Consider the following 16,057-nt stretch of genomic DNA (forward strand, 5'->3'; position numbering starts at 1 on the left):
CAGGCAACAAAAAACCCGCCGGCGGCGGGTTTGTCCATGCTCCCGCCGAAGGCAGAGGCCTAGAAATTGCCTCTCCTCAAGCAGGAGTCATCAGCCCACTACGGTCACAGGCCGCCGGGCGGTTGTCGGGGGACTCCATCCCCATCTGTCCGGCCAGCCTAACATGGAAATCGCGCCGGACAAGTGGGCGAGGTGCGCTGTCCAGTGGCCCGTCAGTCCGGGAGCGGACCGCACATGACGGCATGCCGGCGCCAGCGATCGCGCAGTCCAGCGGCGCGAGCGCGGCAACATCGCGGCCGCTTTGCGTACTGCTTCGCAATTCCGCCTGCAAATGCCTAACTGGCAAATGCCTAACCGGAATGTGAAGCGCGAGCGATCTTCGGACTTTGCGGCAAGGCGATTGCATGTCACCATCAGGTCATACGACGGGAGGCTGCGATGCGCTTGCTGTTCTCGATCGGGGCTGTGCTGGTGACCGGCATGTTCGCCGGAGGGGACGTCGCGGGCATCGCGGCACCAGGACCCAAGTTTGAGTCGCCCAGACTGGCGCTACTCAAAAATCAGCCGCAGCGGCAAGCAGCCGACAGAGACGCGCAGACGGTCGATGTCGAGCTGATCCTCGCCGTCGACGTCTCCTACTCCATGGACATGGACGAGCTCGCGGTCCAGCGTGAAGGCTATGCGCAGGCGATCCAGTCGAAGGAATTCCTGCAGGCGCTGAAGCTGGGCCCGAACGGCCGGATCGCGGTGACCTATTTCGAGTGGGCCGCTTCGACCGACCAGAAGATCATCATTCCGTGGCGGCTGGTCGACGGACCGGAGACCGCCGATGCCGTCGCCGCCGAAATCCTGAAGACGCCGATCCGGCGTGCCTCGCGCACCTCGATCTCCGGCGCGATCAGTTTCGCGATGCCGCTGTTCGACGAGGATCCCTATCGGGGCTTGCGCCGCGTGATCGACATTTCCGGCGACGGTCCCAACAACAATGGCACTCCGGTCACGATTGCGCGCGACGCAGCGATCGAGAAGGGTATCGTCATCAACGGCCTGCCGATCATGGTCAAGGAACCCTCCTACTCGACTATGGATATCGACAATCTCGATTTCTACTATGAGGATTGCGTCATCGGCGGCCCCGGTTCCTTCGTCATCACGATCAAGGACCGCGATAAGTTCAAGGAAGCCATCCGCACCAAGCTCTTGATGGAGGTTGCGGGCCGTATGCCGGAGCGTCCCGTGATGCGGGTTGCGGAGAAGGACAAGGAGCCGCGTGTGAACTGCATGATCGGCGAGAAGATCTGGTCGGACCGCTGGGGTCGCTGAGCGCGGCCACCGGACGAGACCTTTTGCCCTATTTGCCGGCGATGGAATTTTAACCATGCGTTTACCGTTGCGTGGCCCTAATCGGCTGCTTTCATTTGTTTCCGGATAAGGTTCTGACGTTGCTGTCGGGGCGCGAAAGAAGCGGGCCTGTCAGACACATCCGCCGAGCAACCCAATGGCCATCGTCACCTCGAGCACCAGCCAGATTTCTCCCGCTCTCGAGCGAGTGTATCACCAGAGCTCCCTGCTCGGTGAGTGGAAGGGCAATTGGGCTGGCAACAACCAGCCCGTCAGCTTCAAGGTCGTGAACATCCGCGGGGCCCGGGCGCAAGTCGAGTACACCCATAACGGGCGCACCGAGCGCGGCTTTGGCGAGGTCGCCGGTTCGCTTCTCACCTTCGGCACGGTCACGGTCGGCACCAAGGACGGCAAGAGTCTGGTGCTGTTGTCATCTGCAGGCGCGGGCAAGCAGACCGCGACTCTCGAGAAGCAGGCGCCGCCGGCCTCCGACAGCCGCCTGATGGGAAGCTGGGGCGGCTATTCCAGTGACAATGGCAAGAGCGCGAGCTTCAGGGTGCTCGCTGTCAACGGCAACGAAGCGCAGGTCAGCGTCACCACAGATGGCGTCACCCGTCAGGGCACCGGCACCGTCTACAAGAACGTCATCATGTTCGGCCAGGCGCAGATTGCGACCGACGACGGGCAGAATGGCAAGATCATCTACCAGGTCCGCAACAAGTCCTTCGTGGTGCCCGTGACCAAATATCCGCCGTCGGATACATCGTCCTCGGTGGACAGGACGGCGTAGCAGATCACGGCTGCTGCTCGCTGGACCGCGTCAGCGCCTTCAATTGCCGGTCGATCTGACGCAAGACGTCGCAGGCGGTCGCCAAAGCGCCATTGCCGATCAGTCGCCAGATCTCCGTCGCCTGCTCGTCCAGATGCGGAATTGTCAGCGGTAACCGCGCTGCTTCCATAGCGCACCCTTCTCGTTGATGAGATAGCGCTCGTTCAGTGCGAACACGATCTGCGCAACGCAGGCCAGCGACCGGTAGACGCATCCGGCGATAATGGGTCTGCTCGTTACGTGCGGCCGCAAGCTCCGCATTCTCGATGCCGAAGAGGATTTCCCACTGGAAGCGCCGGATCAGAGCATTCCGCAACGGTTGCGGGTAGGGCAGCGCGATCGATTTCAACCGGTTGATCAGGTCTTGCGGATCGCGCAGTGGTTGGCAATGCGATCTCGCCCATCCAGATCGCCGAGCAGAAGCCGTGTGGATGGCCGGGTTGGTAGTCCATGGTGATGATGCCGGCCCGACAGGATTCCATGATGACTTCGACAGCGTCGGCGTTGCGATAGAGCAGGTCGACCCTTTGTCCGCCAACGGACAGTCAGGCACCTCCGATGATCCACGGCCCCCATTCAGCGCCATCGCAAATTCATGGAGAGCGGCTTCGTCGTCCTCCCGTCATGACGGACTCGCGTCGCCTTGTCCGATCGCCAGCTTATGTCGCGGCGCGAGCGAGGGAGGGTGTCGGCGCCGGGCATGGCTGCAGCATCGGCATGGCATATGCCGCGGCCACGCGCCGGAATCGGAAGATCAGATCCGCGCCTCCAGAATCAGATTGAAGGGCGTTTCAGCGGCGCGGCGGAAGCGCGTCAGTCCGCCCTCTCGCGCGACCTTGCGCAGCCTTGCCTCGCCCGCTTGCGCGCCCAGTGCGAGGCCCACCTCCTGGTCGAGCGAGGCCGGCGTGCAGATCATGGTCGACGCCGCATAATAGACCCGCCCGACCGGGTTGAGATTGTCCTCGAGGCGGTCGCCTGCGAACGGCTCGACCAGCATGCAGGTGCCGTCCTTTGCCATGGTCTCGCGCACGTGGCCGATGGCGCCGACGGGATCGCCCATGTCATGCAGGCAATCGTAAGCGTAGCTCTGCGGCCCTTTTGAATGGCGCTTGACGTCTATTTTGTTCGCGTGGCGCGTCGCCGCGGTTTCCATGTGTCGGACAACGCGTCGACGGCGGCCTCGAGGGCCTTCCGGTCGATTACGTTGGGATCGAACCGCTCTGGGCCCCAGCGGCGCATATGTTCGTGCTCCGGATGAGCAGGGTCGCTGATGGCGTCGAGGTATTCGGCATAGCCTGGCGCACCGCCGACGTCTTCCGGAGGACAACGACCGGCGGCCTCGAGCAGGAAGGGCATGCCCTCCGTCGTGGTGTTGTCGAACCATTTTTCGAGCTTGATCACATGGTCCCAGCTGTCGCCGAAGTCATAGAGATAGTGGATCGTCTTGGCGCCAGTCTCTCGAACGATATCGCAAAGCCGCGCTTTACGGGCATCCATGGGCTGGTGGCCGTAATCATTGTCGGGGTCGGGAATCCCCCAATGTGCCTCACCAGCGAAGAACTCGAAGAGATGGCTATTCGTCCAGCCAAACGCCGCCTGAAGCGTCAGATGCAGCCGATCAAGGCGCAGCGTGAGCGGCACGACAAGGCATCGCATCACCTCCGGTTTCACGTCCTTGAGAGTCACCTTGATCCGGACCGCGGTCGTGCTGAGGCTCATGCCGCAAGCCTCGGATCTTGTGCATGCATCGTATAGGTGGATGCCCAGGGAAGCAGTTCGTCCAGCCGTGCCGCCGGCCAGCCATTGACGAGCTTTGCGAGAACGTCGGCAAGCCAATACTCGGCGCTGACGCCGTTGAGCTTACAGGTCTCAATGAGCGACGCCAGCAATGCCCAATTCTCAGCACCCTCGTCACACCCGGCGAACAGGGCGTTCTTGGCATTGAGCTTGATCGGCCGCATCGCACGCTCGACTGCGTTGGTGTCCATTTCGATGCGCCCGTCATCAAGGTAGAGCGTCAAGCCGTCCCAATGACGCAGTGCATAGCGTAAAGCTTTCGCCGTCTCACTCTTCTGCGCGAGGTGACCAAGCTTCGCCTCAAACCACTGCTTCAAGGCTGCAGCCAACGGCCGGGCATGCGCCTGCCGGCCCGCGCGGCGCTCGGCGTCAGATCGGCCACGGAGGACTTTCTCGACCGCGTAGAGCTGGGCGATGCGCTCGAGGGCCTCGCGGGCAACCGGCGCCGGCGCCGGCGAAGCCTCGCGCTCGATCTTCACAAACTGGCGCCGGAGATGCGACCAGCAGAATGCGAGCGTCCCGGACAAGGCGTCCGCACGCGTCTCTCGCATCATGGTCTTGTAAGCCTGATAGCCGTCGCAGTGGATGATGCCGCGATAGCCTTCGAGCAGTCGCAAGCCATGAACGGCGCCGCGGCCTGGTGCATAGGCATAGACCACGCCGGGCGGATCAGGCCCGGCCCAAGGCCTGTCATCGCGCGACAGCGCCCAGAAGTAGCCGGTTTTGGTCCTGCCGCGCCCGGGATCCAGCACCGGCGCCGGGGTCTCATCGACACAGAGCTTCGGAGAGGCGAGCAGAAGCTGGCGCAGACGATGCCACAAGGGCTTCAATTCCTGGGCCGCATAGCCGACCCAGAAGGCGAGCGTGGAACGGTCGATGGCAATACCGTGCGTCGCCAGCATCTGCGTCTGGCGGTAAAGCGGCAAATGCCAATGATACTTGGCATCGATCACATGCGCGACGAGCCGCTCGGTCGGCAGTCCTCCCCTGATCAATCGCTCGGGAGCAGCATGCTGGAGGACGACGCCGTGACAGGCGCGGCAGGCCAGTTTGGGGCGGCGGGTGACGATAACGCGATACTGCGCCGGTACGACGTCCAGCCTCTGGCTCTCATCGTGACCGATCTCAAAAAGGTCGCCTGCGCAGCATGGGCAGCAGGTTGCAGCGGGCATCAGGTCCTCGATGATGCGCGGCAAATGCTCCGGCAGCTTGCCACGATTGGCCCTGCGCTCGGCAGCTCTCTTCTCGCGTGTTTTGGGATTGGCGCGGTCCTCGGCTGCTTCGAGAGCCGCGACAGCCTGATCAATATCCTCCAGAATAAGCTGGAGCTGATCAGCGTCAAGCTTTTCCGACGATCGACCGAACTGCGCGTCTTTTGCAAGCTTGAGCAACCGCTCGAGCCTGGCGCAGCGATCCAGCAGAGCCGCGGCAAAGGCACGCAACTCGGCTGGATCGCTCGGCAGTTCATCAGGCAAATCACTCATTGGCCCGAGTCTGCCATGCTTCGCGCCCCGATGCAGCGAAGATTTTATGTCCTACGCAAGCGCTTTCGGCTGCGGGATTCGAGGCGCATGCATGCGTGTCCAATCCATGCCGGCCAGAAGCGCGGACAACTGCGCGGCGTTCATTCGCATGACGCCGTCAACGACCGGCGGCCACTTGAAGGCGCTGCCCTCAAGCCGCTTCCAATACAGCACGAGGCCACTACCATCCCAGACCACGATCTTCACCCGATCAGCGCGCTTCGCACGGAAGACCACCGCCACGCCCTTCATCGGATCGTGGCCCAGCGTCTCCTTCGCCAACAGCGCCAGACCATCCGCGCCCTTCCTGAAGTCTACAGGTCGGCTCGCAACGTAAATCATGAGGTTAGCGGGAGCCGTCAGCATGAACGTGTCCGGCGCAACGCAACAAACACATCACTCAGCACGGCAAGTCCAGGCGTCCCTCGCACCTCAACTCGTGCCCCATGGAGCTCAACCGTCACAACGGCTGCTTCCGGCGCCCCGGAGGGAGCTGCAGCCGCCGATGGCGACGATTCCGACACTAACGGCACAAACGACAGTGCACCCGCCGCAGCTGGCAGCACCAGTTGACCCAAACGCGCCCGGCGCCGCCAGTCATGCACCTGCTGGGGCCGGCAGCCATGGCGACGTGCGACATCTGTTACGATCGCGCCCGGCTCGAGACTGTCCGCGACAATCTGCGCCTTCAAATCATCTGGCCACTGTTTCCGGCCGCCGCCGGCGTACACTTCTATGCGCGGTGACAACGGTCGTCTTATGTCGTCCGAATGGTCGTCCATTGTGAGCACCCTTGCAGAAGATGACTCTTCTAACGGCGCTCACAGGTCTACGCACAAACAATCTGGTGGGCCTCGCAGCCCCGCTTACAGGCAATCGAAGAAGCAGACGAGATCATAGCCCTCGGCCGGATAGGTCTTGGCGGAATGAACAGCGAAGCTGACCCGGTCGCCCAATCCGGCTTCGGTGGCCGCCTTTCGCGCGGCCTCGATCGAACCCTCGTGATAGTCGAAGCCGTAGAAGCGGGAGTTCGGGAAGGCTTCCGCCATCAGCCGTGTCGAGACGCCGTGCCCGCAGCCGACATCGGCGACCTTGGCGCCGCGCTTCAGCTTGTCCACGACGCCGTCGAGCGCGGGCAGCCATTCCTGCACCAGATGATGCATGTACCCGGTCCGGAAGAAGCGGGCGGTGCCGCAGAACAGGCACTCGCTGCGCCGGTTCCAGCCGACGCCCTTGCCGGATTTGAATGCGTCCGAGATCTTCGGCTCGTCGAGAAACGCCGAAGCAATGACATTGCCGAACGCGCCGAGGAACACCGGACTGTCCTCATCGGCAAGCGCCATCGCCTGCTCCGGTAGCATCGAGAATTTTGCCGAAGCGGAATCGTATTCGATGTAGCCGGACGCCGCCTGACTCGCGAGCCATTCGCGGACGTAGCGCTCCGCCGTCCCGGTGGCGCTTGCGAGCTCGGACGAGTTCATCGGTCCCTTGGCGGCAAGGGTACGGTAGAGACCGAGCTTGTCCCCGAGCAGGACCAGCGATGCATTCATCGCCGCCCCGAATTCGGTGACCATCTTGCCCATAAAGGCATTCAACTTGTCGGAATTGACCTCCATGACAGCCTCCGTGCTGACGCGCCCCCTTAGGTGGGTCAATCCGGCATGGGGGAAGTTCAAATTGGCAGAAAAACGTGATCCCGGAACTCAGGGGGAGAATGGTGTCGCTATGCTGGCATTCATGATGTCTGGTGGGTATAATTCGCAAGCTTTTCGACGGTTATTTGAATGTTCAGGCTTACACCCTCTTGCGGTCTCGCGGTTTTTCTTGCCCTGCTCTGCCTCGGCGAAGCGCCGGCTCATGCGCAAGCCGCACCCCTGCAATATTGGATCCCCGGCGGACCTTTTGGATTCGGCGGTGTTGCCGGCCAGAGCGCCGATAGCTACGGCATTTTCCCGAGCTTCAATGGCGGCGACGCAAGCGGCCGCAGCAATTCGAACGGCTTCTTTGTCGGCAGCCAGCATGGCAATCTCAATTGGAGCGGCCTCAGCCCGGCCGGACTGAGCGGCAATTTCAGCGCGCTCTCCTACGACAGCACGCAGTTCGGCTACAACACCAAGACCGCGGGCGGCATGCCCGTCACGTTCTTTGCCGGGTTCGACACCCTGAAATACGGCGGCGGCATTGGCAGCTCGCTTGCGCCGCTCACCTCCAGCGCCTCGCCCGGCTACGGCGCATTTGCGGGTGTCGAGTTCAAGCCGACCTCCAACCTCAGCCTGTCGTTTGGGGCCGGGTTCACCCAGCAGGACTCGGGCCGCATGGACAGCGATCTCAGATCGAACATGCTGCCCGGCGAGTCGCCGGCGTTGAGTGGCCTTCGACGCTAACTAGCGCGTGAACTTCGCAACGAGCTCGACATGCGGCGTGTGGCGGAACTGATCCACCGGCACGACTACGTCGATCTTGTACCCGCCATCGATCAGCAGCCGCGCGTCGCGGGCAAAGGTCGCGACGTTGCAGGAGACCGCGACCACCACAGGCACCTTGCTCGCGGCGAGCTTCAAGGCCTGCGCCTGCGCGCCCTGGCGCGGCGGGTCGAACACGATGGCGTCGAAATCGCGCAGCTCCGGTGCCACCAGGGGACGGCGAAACAGATCGCGCGGCTCGGCCTTGATCGGCTTGAGACCCGGCGTGCGCGCGGCCTTTGCGAGCGCCGTAATGGCGCCGGCGTCGTTGTCATGGGCAGTGACGCGGGCCTTCTCGGCGAGTCGCAACGCGAACGGACCAACGCCGCAGAAGAGATCGAGAACGTTCTTCGCCTTGCCGATGCGCTCGGCGACCAGCGACGCGAGCGTCTCTTCGCCGGCGACGGTCGCCTGCAGGAACGAGCCCGGCGGCAGCGTCACCTCGGCGCGGCCCATCTGCAGGGTCGGTGGCAGGCGTTGCAGCACCAGTTCGCCGTGCCGTGTCAGCCGCGCCAGGCGGTGCTGCTCGGCCACGCGCGACAGCGCCGTCACGAGCGGCGTTGGCAGCGGGCCGGAGCCGCGCACGTCGACATCGAGACCGTTGGCGGTCGCGGTGACCTGGATGTCCAGCGGTTTCGTCACCGGCATTTTGGACGTCAGCAGCTCGGCGAGCGCCCAACCGGCATCGAGTGCACCCTCGAGCCCGGGATCGAGGATCGGGCAGCGATCAATCGGGATGACGTCGTGCGCGCTGGCAGCCGAAAAGCCGACCTTGAGGATGTCATGGGTGCCGAACCGGCCGTGCAGCGTGATGCGCCTGCGCCCCGCGCCGTGAGCGTCGACCAGCGGCGTCACCTCGCAGTCGATGCCGGCCTGGGCCAGGGTGTCGACCACGATGCCGCGCTTCCAGGCGTGATACGGTTCAGTCGCCCAGTGCTGGATCGCGCAGCCGCCGCAGACGCCGAAATGCGGACAGAACGGCGCGACGCGCTCGGGACTGGCGACGTCCACTACCAGCAGCTTGCGGCGGTCGGGATGATTACCGACGACATGATCGACTTCGACGGTCTCGCCGCCGAGCGTGTAGGGCACATAGATGGCATCGCCAGCGTCGAGCGAGACGCCGTCGCCGCGATGGCCGACGTGATCGATCGTCACGCGCTCAACCACGGCGCGCGCCCAGGAAGAATTCGATGTTGCCGTCGCCGCCGGTGATCGTCGACGGGAACACCTCGATATCGGTGCAGCCGAGCGAGGCAGCAAAGGCGGCGATGTCGTCGCAGATCTCGCGGTGCACGGCGGCGTCGCGGACGATGCCCTTCTTGTTGTGCTTCCGGTCCGCCTCGAATTGCGGCTTGATCAGCGCCAGCAGGCTCATCGGCGCGGCGGCCAGCGACAGCGCGATGGGCAGCACCGTCTTGAGCGAGATGAAGCTGACGTCGATCACGACGACATCGGGCCGCGCCGGCAGGCGCTTGCCGTCATAGGCGCGGATGTCGGTCTCTTCCATCGACACGATCTTGGCGTGACCGCGCAGCGAGGGATGCAACTGGCTGGTGCCGACATCGAGGGCAAAGACGAGGCTCGCGCCATTCGCCAGCAGTACCTCGGTGAATCCGCCGGTGGAGGCGCCGACGTCGAGGCAGACATGGTCCTCGATCTCGATCGGGTAGCGCTCCAGCGCGCCGGCGAGCTTGACGCCGCCGCGGGAGACGTAGGGGTGCGCGGGCTCGGCCTGGATCACGGCGTCCTCGGCGATGGTCTCCGACGGCTTTGCGACCTGCTTGTCGTCGGCGGTGACGAGCCCGGCCTCGATCGCCGCGCGCGCCCGCGCCCGGCTCTCGAACAGGCCGCGCTCGACCAGCAGAACATCCGCGCGCTTGCGGGCAGGGGACATCATCTCTCCGAAGACGCCTGAGGCGCTTATGTAGCGATCAATCGCGCGGCCGCCATCCGGACGCAAGCCTCGAACGCGGCCAGATCGTGCCAGACGTCGATCGGCATCTGCGCCGGCGTCACCAGCGGGCAGCCATGCAGCTCCAGCGCGTGGATCATCATGAGATTGTCGACGAGGCCAAAATCCTCGACCGTCAGCCCCTGCGCGTCGACCAGCCGTCCGTCTTCGGACGTCACGTCCATGAAGCGACTGACACGGTCGGCATAGGCGGCACCGTCATTGGAATAGGCGAGGCAGAACTTGCGGCGGCCGGCCATGTAGCCGAGCTCGTAGACGGTGCCGGGATCGGCGCCGGCGCCGCGGAACGGCGTGAGGTTGGCGATGATCGCATCGGCCGCGTCCATCATCGCCTCGTTGCCGCAAAAGATCTGCCGCGAGGCGTCGGGCGCGGCGAGGTCGATTTCGTTGTCGAGGGGATAGAGGCCGGTGACGCCGTGCGCGGCACAGACCGCGACTTTGTGCCGGCCGATCTCGACCGCATCTGGCAGGAACACGTCGGGGCCTGCCAGATAGATTTTCATCACAGCTGCTTCGCGGAAGGTCGAAGCTCGCTATCAGGCGAGCTTGACCGTCTCGGCCTTGACGTCCTTGCCGAGCGCCTCGAACACCTTGGCGACGATGCCCTTGGCGTCGAGACCGGCACGACCGTACATCGCCGCCGGGGTGTCGTGGTCCTGGAACACGTCGGGCAGCACCATGGTGCGGAACCGCACCAGGCCGCTGTCGAGCGCGCCCTGATCGGTCAGATATTGCGCGACATGCGAGCCGAAACCGCCGACCGAGCCTTCCTCGATCGTGATCAGGATCTCGTGGTCGCGCGCGAGCTTGAGCACGAGCTCGGTGTCCAGCGGTTTCATGAAGCGCGCATCAGCGATCGTGGTCGAAAGGCCGTGGGCTGCAAGCTCGTCGGCGGCCTTCTCGCATTCGGCGAGGCGCGTGCCGAAGGAGAGCAGGGCGATCTTGCTGCCCTGGCGGACGATGCGGCCCTTGCCGATCTCGAGCGGAATGCCGACTTCGGGCATCTCGATGCCTCGGCCTTCGCCGCGCGGATAGCGCAGCGAGCTCGGACGATCATTGATCGCGACCTGGGTTGCAACCATGTGCACCAGCTCGGCTTCATCGGACGCGGCCATGATCACCATGTTCGGCAGACAACCGAGATAGGCGTTGTCGAACGAACCGGCATGGGTGGCGCCGTCGGCGCCGACGAGGCCGGCGCGGTCGATGGCGAAGCGAACCGGCAGGCTCTGGATCGCGACGTCATGCACGATCTGGTCGTAGCCGCGCTGCAGGAACGTCGAGTAGATCGCGCAGAACGGCTTGTAGCCCTCGGTGGCGAGACCGGCGGCGAACGTCACTGCGTGCTGCTCGGCGATGCCGACGTCGAAGGTGCGGTCCGGGAACGCCTTGTTGAAGATGTCGACGCCGGTGCCGGAAGGCATGGCCGCGGTGATGGCGACGATCTTGTCGTCCTTCTCCGCTTCCTTGACGAGGCTCTGGCCGAATACGTTCTGATAGGCCGGCGCGTTCGGCTTGGACTTGGCCTGGGTGCCGGTCGCGACGTCGAACTTGACGACCGCGTGGTACTTGTCGGCGGAGGCTTCCGCCGGGCCGTAGCCCTTGCCCTTCTGCGTCACGACGTGGAGCAGGATCGGGCCGGTCTCCATGTCGCGCACGTTCTTCAGCACCGGCAGGAGATGGTCGAGGTTGTGGCCGTCGATCGGGCCCACGTAATAGAAGCCGAGCTCCTCGAACAGCGTGCCGCCATCCATCATGAAGCCGCGGGAATATTCCTCGACGCGGTTGGCTCGGTTCGCGAGGATCTTGGGCAGGCGCTGGTTGATCTGCTTGGCCACATCGCGCAGCGTGCGATAGGTCTTGCCCGAGTAGAGCCGCGACAGATAGGCGCTCATCGCGCCGACCGGCGGCGCGATCGACATGTCGTTGTCGTTGAGGATGACGATCAGGCGCGAGTTCATCGCCCCCGCATTGTTCATGGCCTCATAGGCCATGCCCGCCGACATCGCGCCGTCACCGATGACGGCGATAACGTTGTTCTTGCCGCCGGAGAGGTCGCGCGCGACCGCCATGCCGAGGCCGGCGGAGATCGAGGTCGAGGAATGCGCGGCGCCGAACGGATCGTAATCGCTCTCGCTGCGCTTGGTGAAGCCGGACAGGCCGCCGCCGGTGCGCAGCGTGCGGATGCGATCGCGCCGGCCGGTGAGGATCTTGTGCGGATAGGCCTGGTGGCCGACGTCCCAGATCAGCCGGTCGCGCGGGGTGTCGAAGACGTAATGGATTGCAGTGGTGAGCTCGACCACACCGAGGCCTGCGCCGAAGTGACCGCCGGTCACCGAGACGGCATCGATGGTCTCCTGACGCAGCTCGTCGGCGACCTGGCGAACCTGCTCGACCTTGAGTTTGCGCAGGTCGTCCGGCGTCCGGATGGTGTCGAGAAGCGGCGTTTTACTATATGCGTTCACGGCGATTTCCAATTTGTCAGCGCCGGAAGATCGTTCCGGCGCGCGATGGGTTTGCTCAATATCGGCGCAGCGCGAGTCCTTAAACCGTCGGAGCCACCTGCATGGGGCAAAGCCCCGTCTTCAAGCTTAGGTGAGCTTAAGTGCTCTCCGGTTCAGTCTCTGTGATCCCTGTCACTTAGATCGGCTTCGTCCATCCCAGCCAATTCATCAGCAGTTTGAAGCGCTTGTCGTCGGTAATCAGTGCCCACGCAAGGCTTACAAAAAGCCACACTCCGCGCAGCTTTACACCAAAGCTTGGGCCAAAGCCAACCCGCTGGGCCCGATTACGGGCATGCACCTGCAACCCGCGGGCCAGAGTGGTTAATCCTGGCGCCATCGGAAGGGTTCCAAGCTAGCCCGGTTCCTCGGCAAGGTTTTTCGCGTGGGGAAGCTATTTTTAGGCCGGATTCAGGAGGGCGAGGAGCGCTCTGAGGGAGGTTCCATAATCTCCGGAGCGCCGGTTCCCTGGAATCAAGCAGCAGCAACGCCGACGGCGGCGTGCGATCATGAAAAATTGCCGGTGCGCGCTGCGTGAGATAGGCGGCTTTGAAGGCGGCCCTTACTGGACGTCGAGCGGCGCGGTGCCGGTCGCCTGGCCGCTGGCATCGGTGGTGATTTTGTCGACGCGCGCCTCGGCCTGGCGCAGCAACTCCTCGCAGCGGCGCTTCAGGGCCTCGCCGCGCTCGTAGATCGTCACGGATTCCTCGAGCGGCACCTTGCCGTCCTCGAGCCGTTTCACGATCGTTTCGAGCTCCTCGATGGCGCGTTCGAAGGTCAGCCTGGAGATGTCGATTTGGGTATTTTCGGCCATATAAGTTTCCGATTGCCCGATTCGGTTCACGTGGCAGAAAGCAAAGTTTTGCGGGCGCAATGTGGCGGGTGTATCAGGCGCCCATCAGGGCGCCGACATGCGCCGTAACAGATTCTTTCAGTCCTTGCAGGTCGTAGCCGCCCTCGAGCACAGAAACAACGCGCCCCCCGGCGGTCTTGTCGGCGAGGTCCATCAGCTTGCGCGTCACCCAGGCATAATCCTCCGCGCGCAAATTCAGCGACGCCAGCGGATCGCGATAATGCGCGTCGAAGCCGGCAGAAATGACGAGCAGTTCCGGGCTGAATTTTTCGAGCTGCGGCAGGATCAAATTCTCGAATGCGATGCGGAATTCCGGCCCACCGTCCTCGGAGGCGAGCGGCGCGTTGACGATGGTGTCGTGGTCGCCGCGCTCGCTCTTGGCACCGGTGCCCGGAAACAGCGGCATCTGGTGCGTCGAGCAGTACATCACGGTCGGGTCCGACCAGAAGATGTCCTGCGTGCCGTTGCCGTGATGAACGTCGAAATCGACGATGGCCGCGCGCTTGATGCCGTATTTGCGCTGCGCGTGGCGCGCGGCGATCGCGACGTTGTCGAAGAAGCAGAAGCCCATCGGCTTGCCGATCTCGGCGTGGTGGCCGGGCGGGCGCACCGCGACGAAGGCGTTGCGATGCTCGCCCGCCATCACCGCTTCGGTTGCTGCGACCGCGCCGCCGACGCCGCGCATCACCGCTTCCCACGTGCCCGGCGACATCGAGGTGTCGCCATCGATATAGACCTGTCCGCTGGTCGGCGCGATGTGGCGCAGCTCCGTGACGTAGTGCTCGTTGTGGCAGAGCGTGACGAGATCGAGATCGCCCTCCGGCGCCTGGTCGCGCACCAGGAACTGGAAGCGCTCATGCGACAGCGCCTCCTCCACCGCGCGCAGGCGGTCCGGCCTTTCAGGGTGTCCCGGCGGCGTGACGTGGTCGAGGCAGGCCTTGTGGGAGAGGAGAAGCGTACTCATCAGTCGGCCTCATGGGATGCGGGCTCTCGACGTCGCTTGGCGCATCCGGCGCCAAAACGCAAATGCAAAACCCAATCTATGCGTTCCCCCGGGAATGGCAAAGGGTGTCCCGAACCAGCCCGTTTGATCCGGATCAATTCACGCGCAGGATGCGGCTCAGCGGCAACGGCCCGATCGGTCCGTGCGCCCTGAAGAACGCGAACAGCGCGTCGGCGTCGTAGCCGCCATATTGCGGCCCCGTGCCTTGTTTGGCGGCCGTAAAGCCGTCGCCACCGACTGCGAGGTAATCGTTGAGGGTGACGCGGTAGCCGCTTCCGGCTTCGATCGGCCTGCCATTGAGCGTCATCTTCTCGTTGATCACGCGCTCGCCGAATGGCTTCGCCGCATCCCAGGCGTAACTGAACCCGTTCGAGACCTGGAGTATCCGCGGCCGCTTCGGATCGAGCCATTGCTGCTCCAGCATATCCTTGAGCTGGCTGCCCGTGAGCGTCATGGTGACGAGCTGGTTGCGGAACGGCTGGCTGGCGAAAACGTCGCCGAAGGTGATCGCGCCGTTCTCCTTTGGAACGATGTCGGTGCGGATGCCGCCGGGATTGGTGAGCGCGATGACGGCGCCGCCGTCCTTGGCGTCCCTGGTCGCGGCGAGCTGCGCGTCCGCGATGACGTCACCGAGCGGGCTTTCGCCGGCCTCGTTCGGCACGCGTGACAGCGTCTGCGTCACCGATCCAGCCGGGCGATCGGCGATCGGCGCCGAAAGCCTGTCGTACGCGTCGATCAGTGCGGTCTGCTCGGGATCCCTAGGCAGCGAGGCATTGGCGACGAGGACGTTCTCGGCCCTAGCGCCGACGACGTCGCGCGTCGCCGGATCGAGCTTGAGGTCGATCGCGGTGACCAGGGTACCGTATTTGTCGCCGCTGGTGACGAGCCGCCCGTCAATATCGCAGACATAAGCACGATGGGTGTGGCCGCTGACGACGAGGTCGACGGCGCGATCGATTTTTTTCACGATGTCGACGATCGGCCCCGTGATAGCAGGGCATTCATTGTAGTCGCCGGCCGGCTCGCCGCCCTGGTGGATCAGCACTACGATCGCCTCGACCCCACCCGCTTTCAGCTGCGGCACCAGCGCGTTCACCGTTTCGGCTTCGTCGCGGAATTCGAGGCCGGTGATGCCCGATGGCGAGACGATGCCCGCGGTGTCCTTCAAGGTCAGCCCGATGAAGGCGATGGGGATGCCTTCGAATTCCCTGATCTCGTAAGGCGGCAGCACGCTCTTGCCCGTCGCCGTCTCGATGGTGGACGCCGCTAGATAGCGGAATCTGGCGCCCGTAAAGGAATGCGGCCCCTGACAGCCGTCGAGGGGATGACAGCCCCCGTTCTGCATCCGCAGGAGCTCGGTCTTGCCTTCGTCGAATTCGTGATTGCCGACCGAGCTGATCGCGAGCCCCATCATCGAGAGCGACTCGATCGACGGTTCGTCGTGGAACATCGCCGACAGGAACGGGCTCGCGCCGATCAGGTCGCCGGCGGCGACGAAGATCGTGTTCTTGTGTCCCTCGCGCAGCTGCTTCACCAGCGTCGCCATGTATTCGGCACCGCCGGCCGCCACCATCACCTTCCTGGCCTTGTCCTCGGGATCGCTGATCCGGATGCCGCCCGGCGGCGGGCGCAGATTGCCGTGGAAATCGTTGATCGCCAGGATGCGCAGCTCGACGGGTGCGGCGGTTTGGGCGGACGCGGGCAGGGCGGCGAGCGCGAGCGAGAAGACGGTCAGCCGGAGAACATGTTGCATGAAACCAGACTAGTCGTTCC

At 64.1% G+C, this 16,057-nt stretch carries 16 protein-coding genes, 2 pseudogenes and 1 riboswitch; of the genes and pseudogenes, 3 read left to right on the plus strand and 15 right to left on the minus strand.

The features are described 5' to 3' along the window. Positions 1–74 precede the first annotated feature (74 nt). Positions 75–152: riboswitch (Fluoride riboswitch) on the minus strand. 286 nt (positions 153–438) lie between these two features. Continuing rightward, on the plus strand, positions 439–1,323 hold the full coding sequence (locus IVB19_RS09960) for a DUF1194 domain-containing protein (protein ID WP_018456251.1): 885 nt from the start codon (positions 439–441) through the stop codon (positions 1,321–1,323). 175 nt (positions 1,324–1,498) lie between these two features. Beyond that, positions 1,499–2,131 (plus strand): hypothetical protein, encoded by a 633-nt coding sequence (locus IVB19_RS09965; protein ID WP_018456252.1) that lies wholly within the window; start codon positions 1,499–1,501, stop codon positions 2,129–2,131. 4 nt (positions 2,132–2,135) lie between these two features. On the opposite strand, the gene IVB19_RS09970 is transcribed toward IVB19_RS09965, so the two are convergent. The 7 genes and pseudogenes from IVB19_RS09970 to IVB19_RS10000 form a co-directional block, all read right to left on the minus strand. Next, entirely contained in the window at positions 2,136–2,519 is a 384-nt protein-coding gene (locus tag IVB19_RS09970) for a hypothetical protein (RefSeq protein ID WP_247821351.1), read from the minus strand. 405 nt (positions 2,520–2,924) lie between these two features. Continuing rightward, positions 2,925–3,248: pseudogene (locus IVB19_RS09975) on the minus strand (SAM-dependent methyltransferase); the annotation flags it as partial. A gap of 38 nt (positions 3,249–3,286) precedes the next feature. Next, positions 3,287–3,889 carry a plasmid pRiA4b ORF-3 family protein gene (locus tag IVB19_RS09980; protein ID WP_247365006.1) on the minus strand — a complete coding sequence of 201 codons (603 nt, stop codon included), beginning with the start codon at positions 3,887–3,889 and terminating at the stop codon, positions 3,287–3,289. After that, complete coding sequence (gene tnpC, locus IVB19_RS09985; RefSeq protein ID WP_247476114.1) at positions 3,886–5,451, minus strand: IS66 family transposase; 1,566 nt, start codon at positions 5,449–5,451, stop codon at positions 3,886–3,888. The genes IVB19_RS09980 and tnpC overlap by 4 nt, the downstream gene beginning before the upstream one ends. A gap of 51 nt (positions 5,452–5,502) precedes the next feature. Further along, positions 5,503–5,856: an IS66 family insertion sequence element accessory protein TnpB gene (gene tnpB, locus IVB19_RS09990; protein ID WP_247282115.1), complete on the minus strand. Its 354-nt coding sequence runs from the start codon at positions 5,854–5,856 to the stop codon at positions 5,503–5,505. Further along, the gene (gene tnpA / locus IVB19_RS09995; protein WP_247282116.1) at positions 5,850–6,272 is read right to left on the minus strand and encodes an IS66-like element accessory protein TnpA; all 423 of its coding nucleotides are present in this window, start codon (positions 6,270–6,272) and stop codon (positions 5,850–5,852) included. Before tnpA ends, tnpB begins: the two co-directional genes overlap by 7 nt. An 87-nt stretch (positions 6,273–6,359) precedes the next feature. Next, positions 6,360–7,106, minus strand: a pseudogene (locus IVB19_RS10000) (class I SAM-dependent methyltransferase); the annotation flags it as partial. 168 nt (positions 7,107–7,274) lie between these two features. Between IVB19_RS10000 and IVB19_RS10005 the strand changes: the two are divergent. Further along, complete coding sequence (locus tag IVB19_RS10005) at positions 7,275–7,874, plus strand: hypothetical protein (RefSeq protein ID WP_018456256.1); 600 nt, start codon at positions 7,275–7,277, stop codon at positions 7,872–7,874. On the opposite strand, the gene IVB19_RS10010 is transcribed toward IVB19_RS10005, so the two are convergent. The 8 genes from IVB19_RS10010 to IVB19_RS10045 all read right to left on the minus strand — a co-directional run bounded on the left by IVB19_RS10010 (position 7,875) and on the right by IVB19_RS10045 (position 16,037). Continuing rightward, positions 7,875–9,122 carry a class I SAM-dependent RNA methyltransferase gene (locus IVB19_RS10010; RefSeq protein WP_247821353.1) on the minus strand — a complete coding sequence of 416 codons (1,248 nt, stop codon included), beginning with the start codon at positions 9,120–9,122 and terminating at the stop codon, positions 7,875–7,877. Then, positions 9,115–9,849 carry a TlyA family RNA methyltransferase gene (locus IVB19_RS10015; protein ID WP_026233121.1) on the minus strand — a complete coding sequence of 245 codons (735 nt, stop codon included), beginning with the start codon at positions 9,847–9,849 and terminating at the stop codon, positions 9,115–9,117. Before IVB19_RS10015 ends, IVB19_RS10010 begins: the two co-directional genes overlap by 8 nt. Positions 9,850–9,875: 26 nt before the next feature. Continuing rightward, the gene (locus IVB19_RS10020) at positions 9,876–10,430 is read right to left on the minus strand and encodes a nucleoside 2-deoxyribosyltransferase (protein WP_018456259.1); all 555 of its coding nucleotides are present in this window, start codon (positions 10,428–10,430) and stop codon (positions 9,876–9,878) included. A 33-nt stretch (positions 10,431–10,463) separates the two neighbouring features. Continuing rightward, on the minus strand, positions 10,464–12,392 hold the full coding sequence (dxs, locus tag IVB19_RS10025; RefSeq protein ID WP_026233122.1) for a 1-deoxy-D-xylulose-5-phosphate synthase: 1,929 nt from the start codon (positions 12,390–12,392) through the stop codon (positions 10,464–10,466). A gap of 175 nt (positions 12,393–12,567) precedes the next feature. After that, positions 12,568–12,768 carry a hypothetical protein gene (locus IVB19_RS10030; protein ID WP_085361378.1) on the minus strand — a complete coding sequence of 67 codons (201 nt, stop codon included), beginning with the start codon at positions 12,766–12,768 and terminating at the stop codon, positions 12,568–12,570. Positions 12,769–12,990: 222 nt separating this feature from the next. Then, positions 12,991–13,242 (minus strand): exodeoxyribonuclease VII small subunit, encoded by a 252-nt coding sequence (locus IVB19_RS10035; protein ID WP_007594646.1) that lies wholly within the window; start codon positions 13,240–13,242, stop codon positions 12,991–12,993. 73 nt (positions 13,243–13,315) lie between these two features. Beyond that, positions 13,316–14,245 carry a histone deacetylase family protein gene (locus tag IVB19_RS10040; RefSeq protein ID WP_018456262.1) on the minus strand — a complete coding sequence of 310 codons (930 nt, stop codon included), beginning with the start codon at positions 14,243–14,245 and terminating at the stop codon, positions 13,316–13,318. Positions 14,246–14,378: 133 nt separating this feature from the next. After that, positions 14,379–16,037 carry a bifunctional metallophosphatase/5'-nucleotidase gene (locus IVB19_RS10045; RefSeq protein ID WP_247821354.1) on the minus strand — a complete coding sequence of 553 codons (1,659 nt, stop codon included), beginning with the start codon at positions 16,035–16,037 and terminating at the stop codon, positions 14,379–14,381. Between the last annotated feature and the right edge of the window lie 20 nt (positions 16,038–16,057).

Origin of the sequence: Bradyrhizobium sp. 187 (assembly GCF_023101005.1) — a bacterium.
Lineage (GTDB): Bacteria > Pseudomonadota > Alphaproteobacteria > Rhizobiales > Xanthobacteraceae > Bradyrhizobium > Bradyrhizobium canariense_D.

Bases quoted from the DNA above. Each gene is read 5' to 3' on its own strand.
- IVB19_RS10020 (WP_018456259.1), bottom strand. From the start codon at position 10,430: ATGAAAATCTATCTGGCAGGCCCCGACGTGTTCCTGCCAGATGCGGTC.
- IVB19_RS10040 (WP_018456262.1), bottom strand. From the start codon at position 14,245: ATGAGTACGCTTCTCCTCTCCCACAAGGCCTGCCTCGACCACGTCACG.
- IVB19_RS10045 (WP_247821354.1), bottom strand. From the start codon at position 16,037: ATGCAACATGTTCTCCGGCTGACCGTCTTCTCGCTCGCGCTCGCCGCC.
- IVB19_RS09980 (WP_247365006.1), bottom strand. From the start codon at position 3,889: ATGAGCCTCAGCACGACCGCGGTCCGGATCAAGGTGACTCTCAAGGAC.
- tnpB (WP_247282115.1), bottom strand. From the start codon at position 5,856: ATGCTGACGGCTCCCGCTAACCTCATGATTTACGTTGCGAGCCGACCT.
- tnpC (WP_247476114.1), bottom strand. From the start codon at position 5,451: ATGAGTGATTTGCCTGATGAACTGCCGAGCGATCCAGCCGAGTTGCGT.
- IVB19_RS09965 (WP_018456252.1), top strand. From the start codon at position 1,499: ATGGCCATCGTCACCTCGAGCACCAGCCAGATTTCTCCCGCTCTCGAG.
- IVB19_RS10015 (WP_026233121.1), bottom strand. From the start codon at position 9,849: ATGTCCCCTGCCCGCAAGCGCGCGGATGTTCTGCTGGTCGAGCGCGGC.
- IVB19_RS10035 (WP_007594646.1), bottom strand. From the start codon at position 13,242: ATGGCCGAAAATACCCAAATCGACATCTCCAGGCTGACCTTCGAACGC.
- IVB19_RS09960 (WP_018456251.1), top strand. From the start codon at position 439: ATGCGCTTGCTGTTCTCGATCGGGGCTGTGCTGGTGACCGGCATGTTC.
- tnpA (WP_247282116.1), bottom strand. From the start codon at position 6,272: ATGGACGACCATTCGGACGACATAAGACGACCGTTGTCACCGCGCATA.
- IVB19_RS10030 (WP_085361378.1), bottom strand. From the start codon at position 12,768: ATGGCGCCAGGATTAACCACTCTGGCCCGCGGGTTGCAGGTGCATGCC.
- IVB19_RS10005 (WP_018456256.1), top strand. From the start codon at position 7,275: ATGTTCAGGCTTACACCCTCTTGCGGTCTCGCGGTTTTTCTTGCCCTG.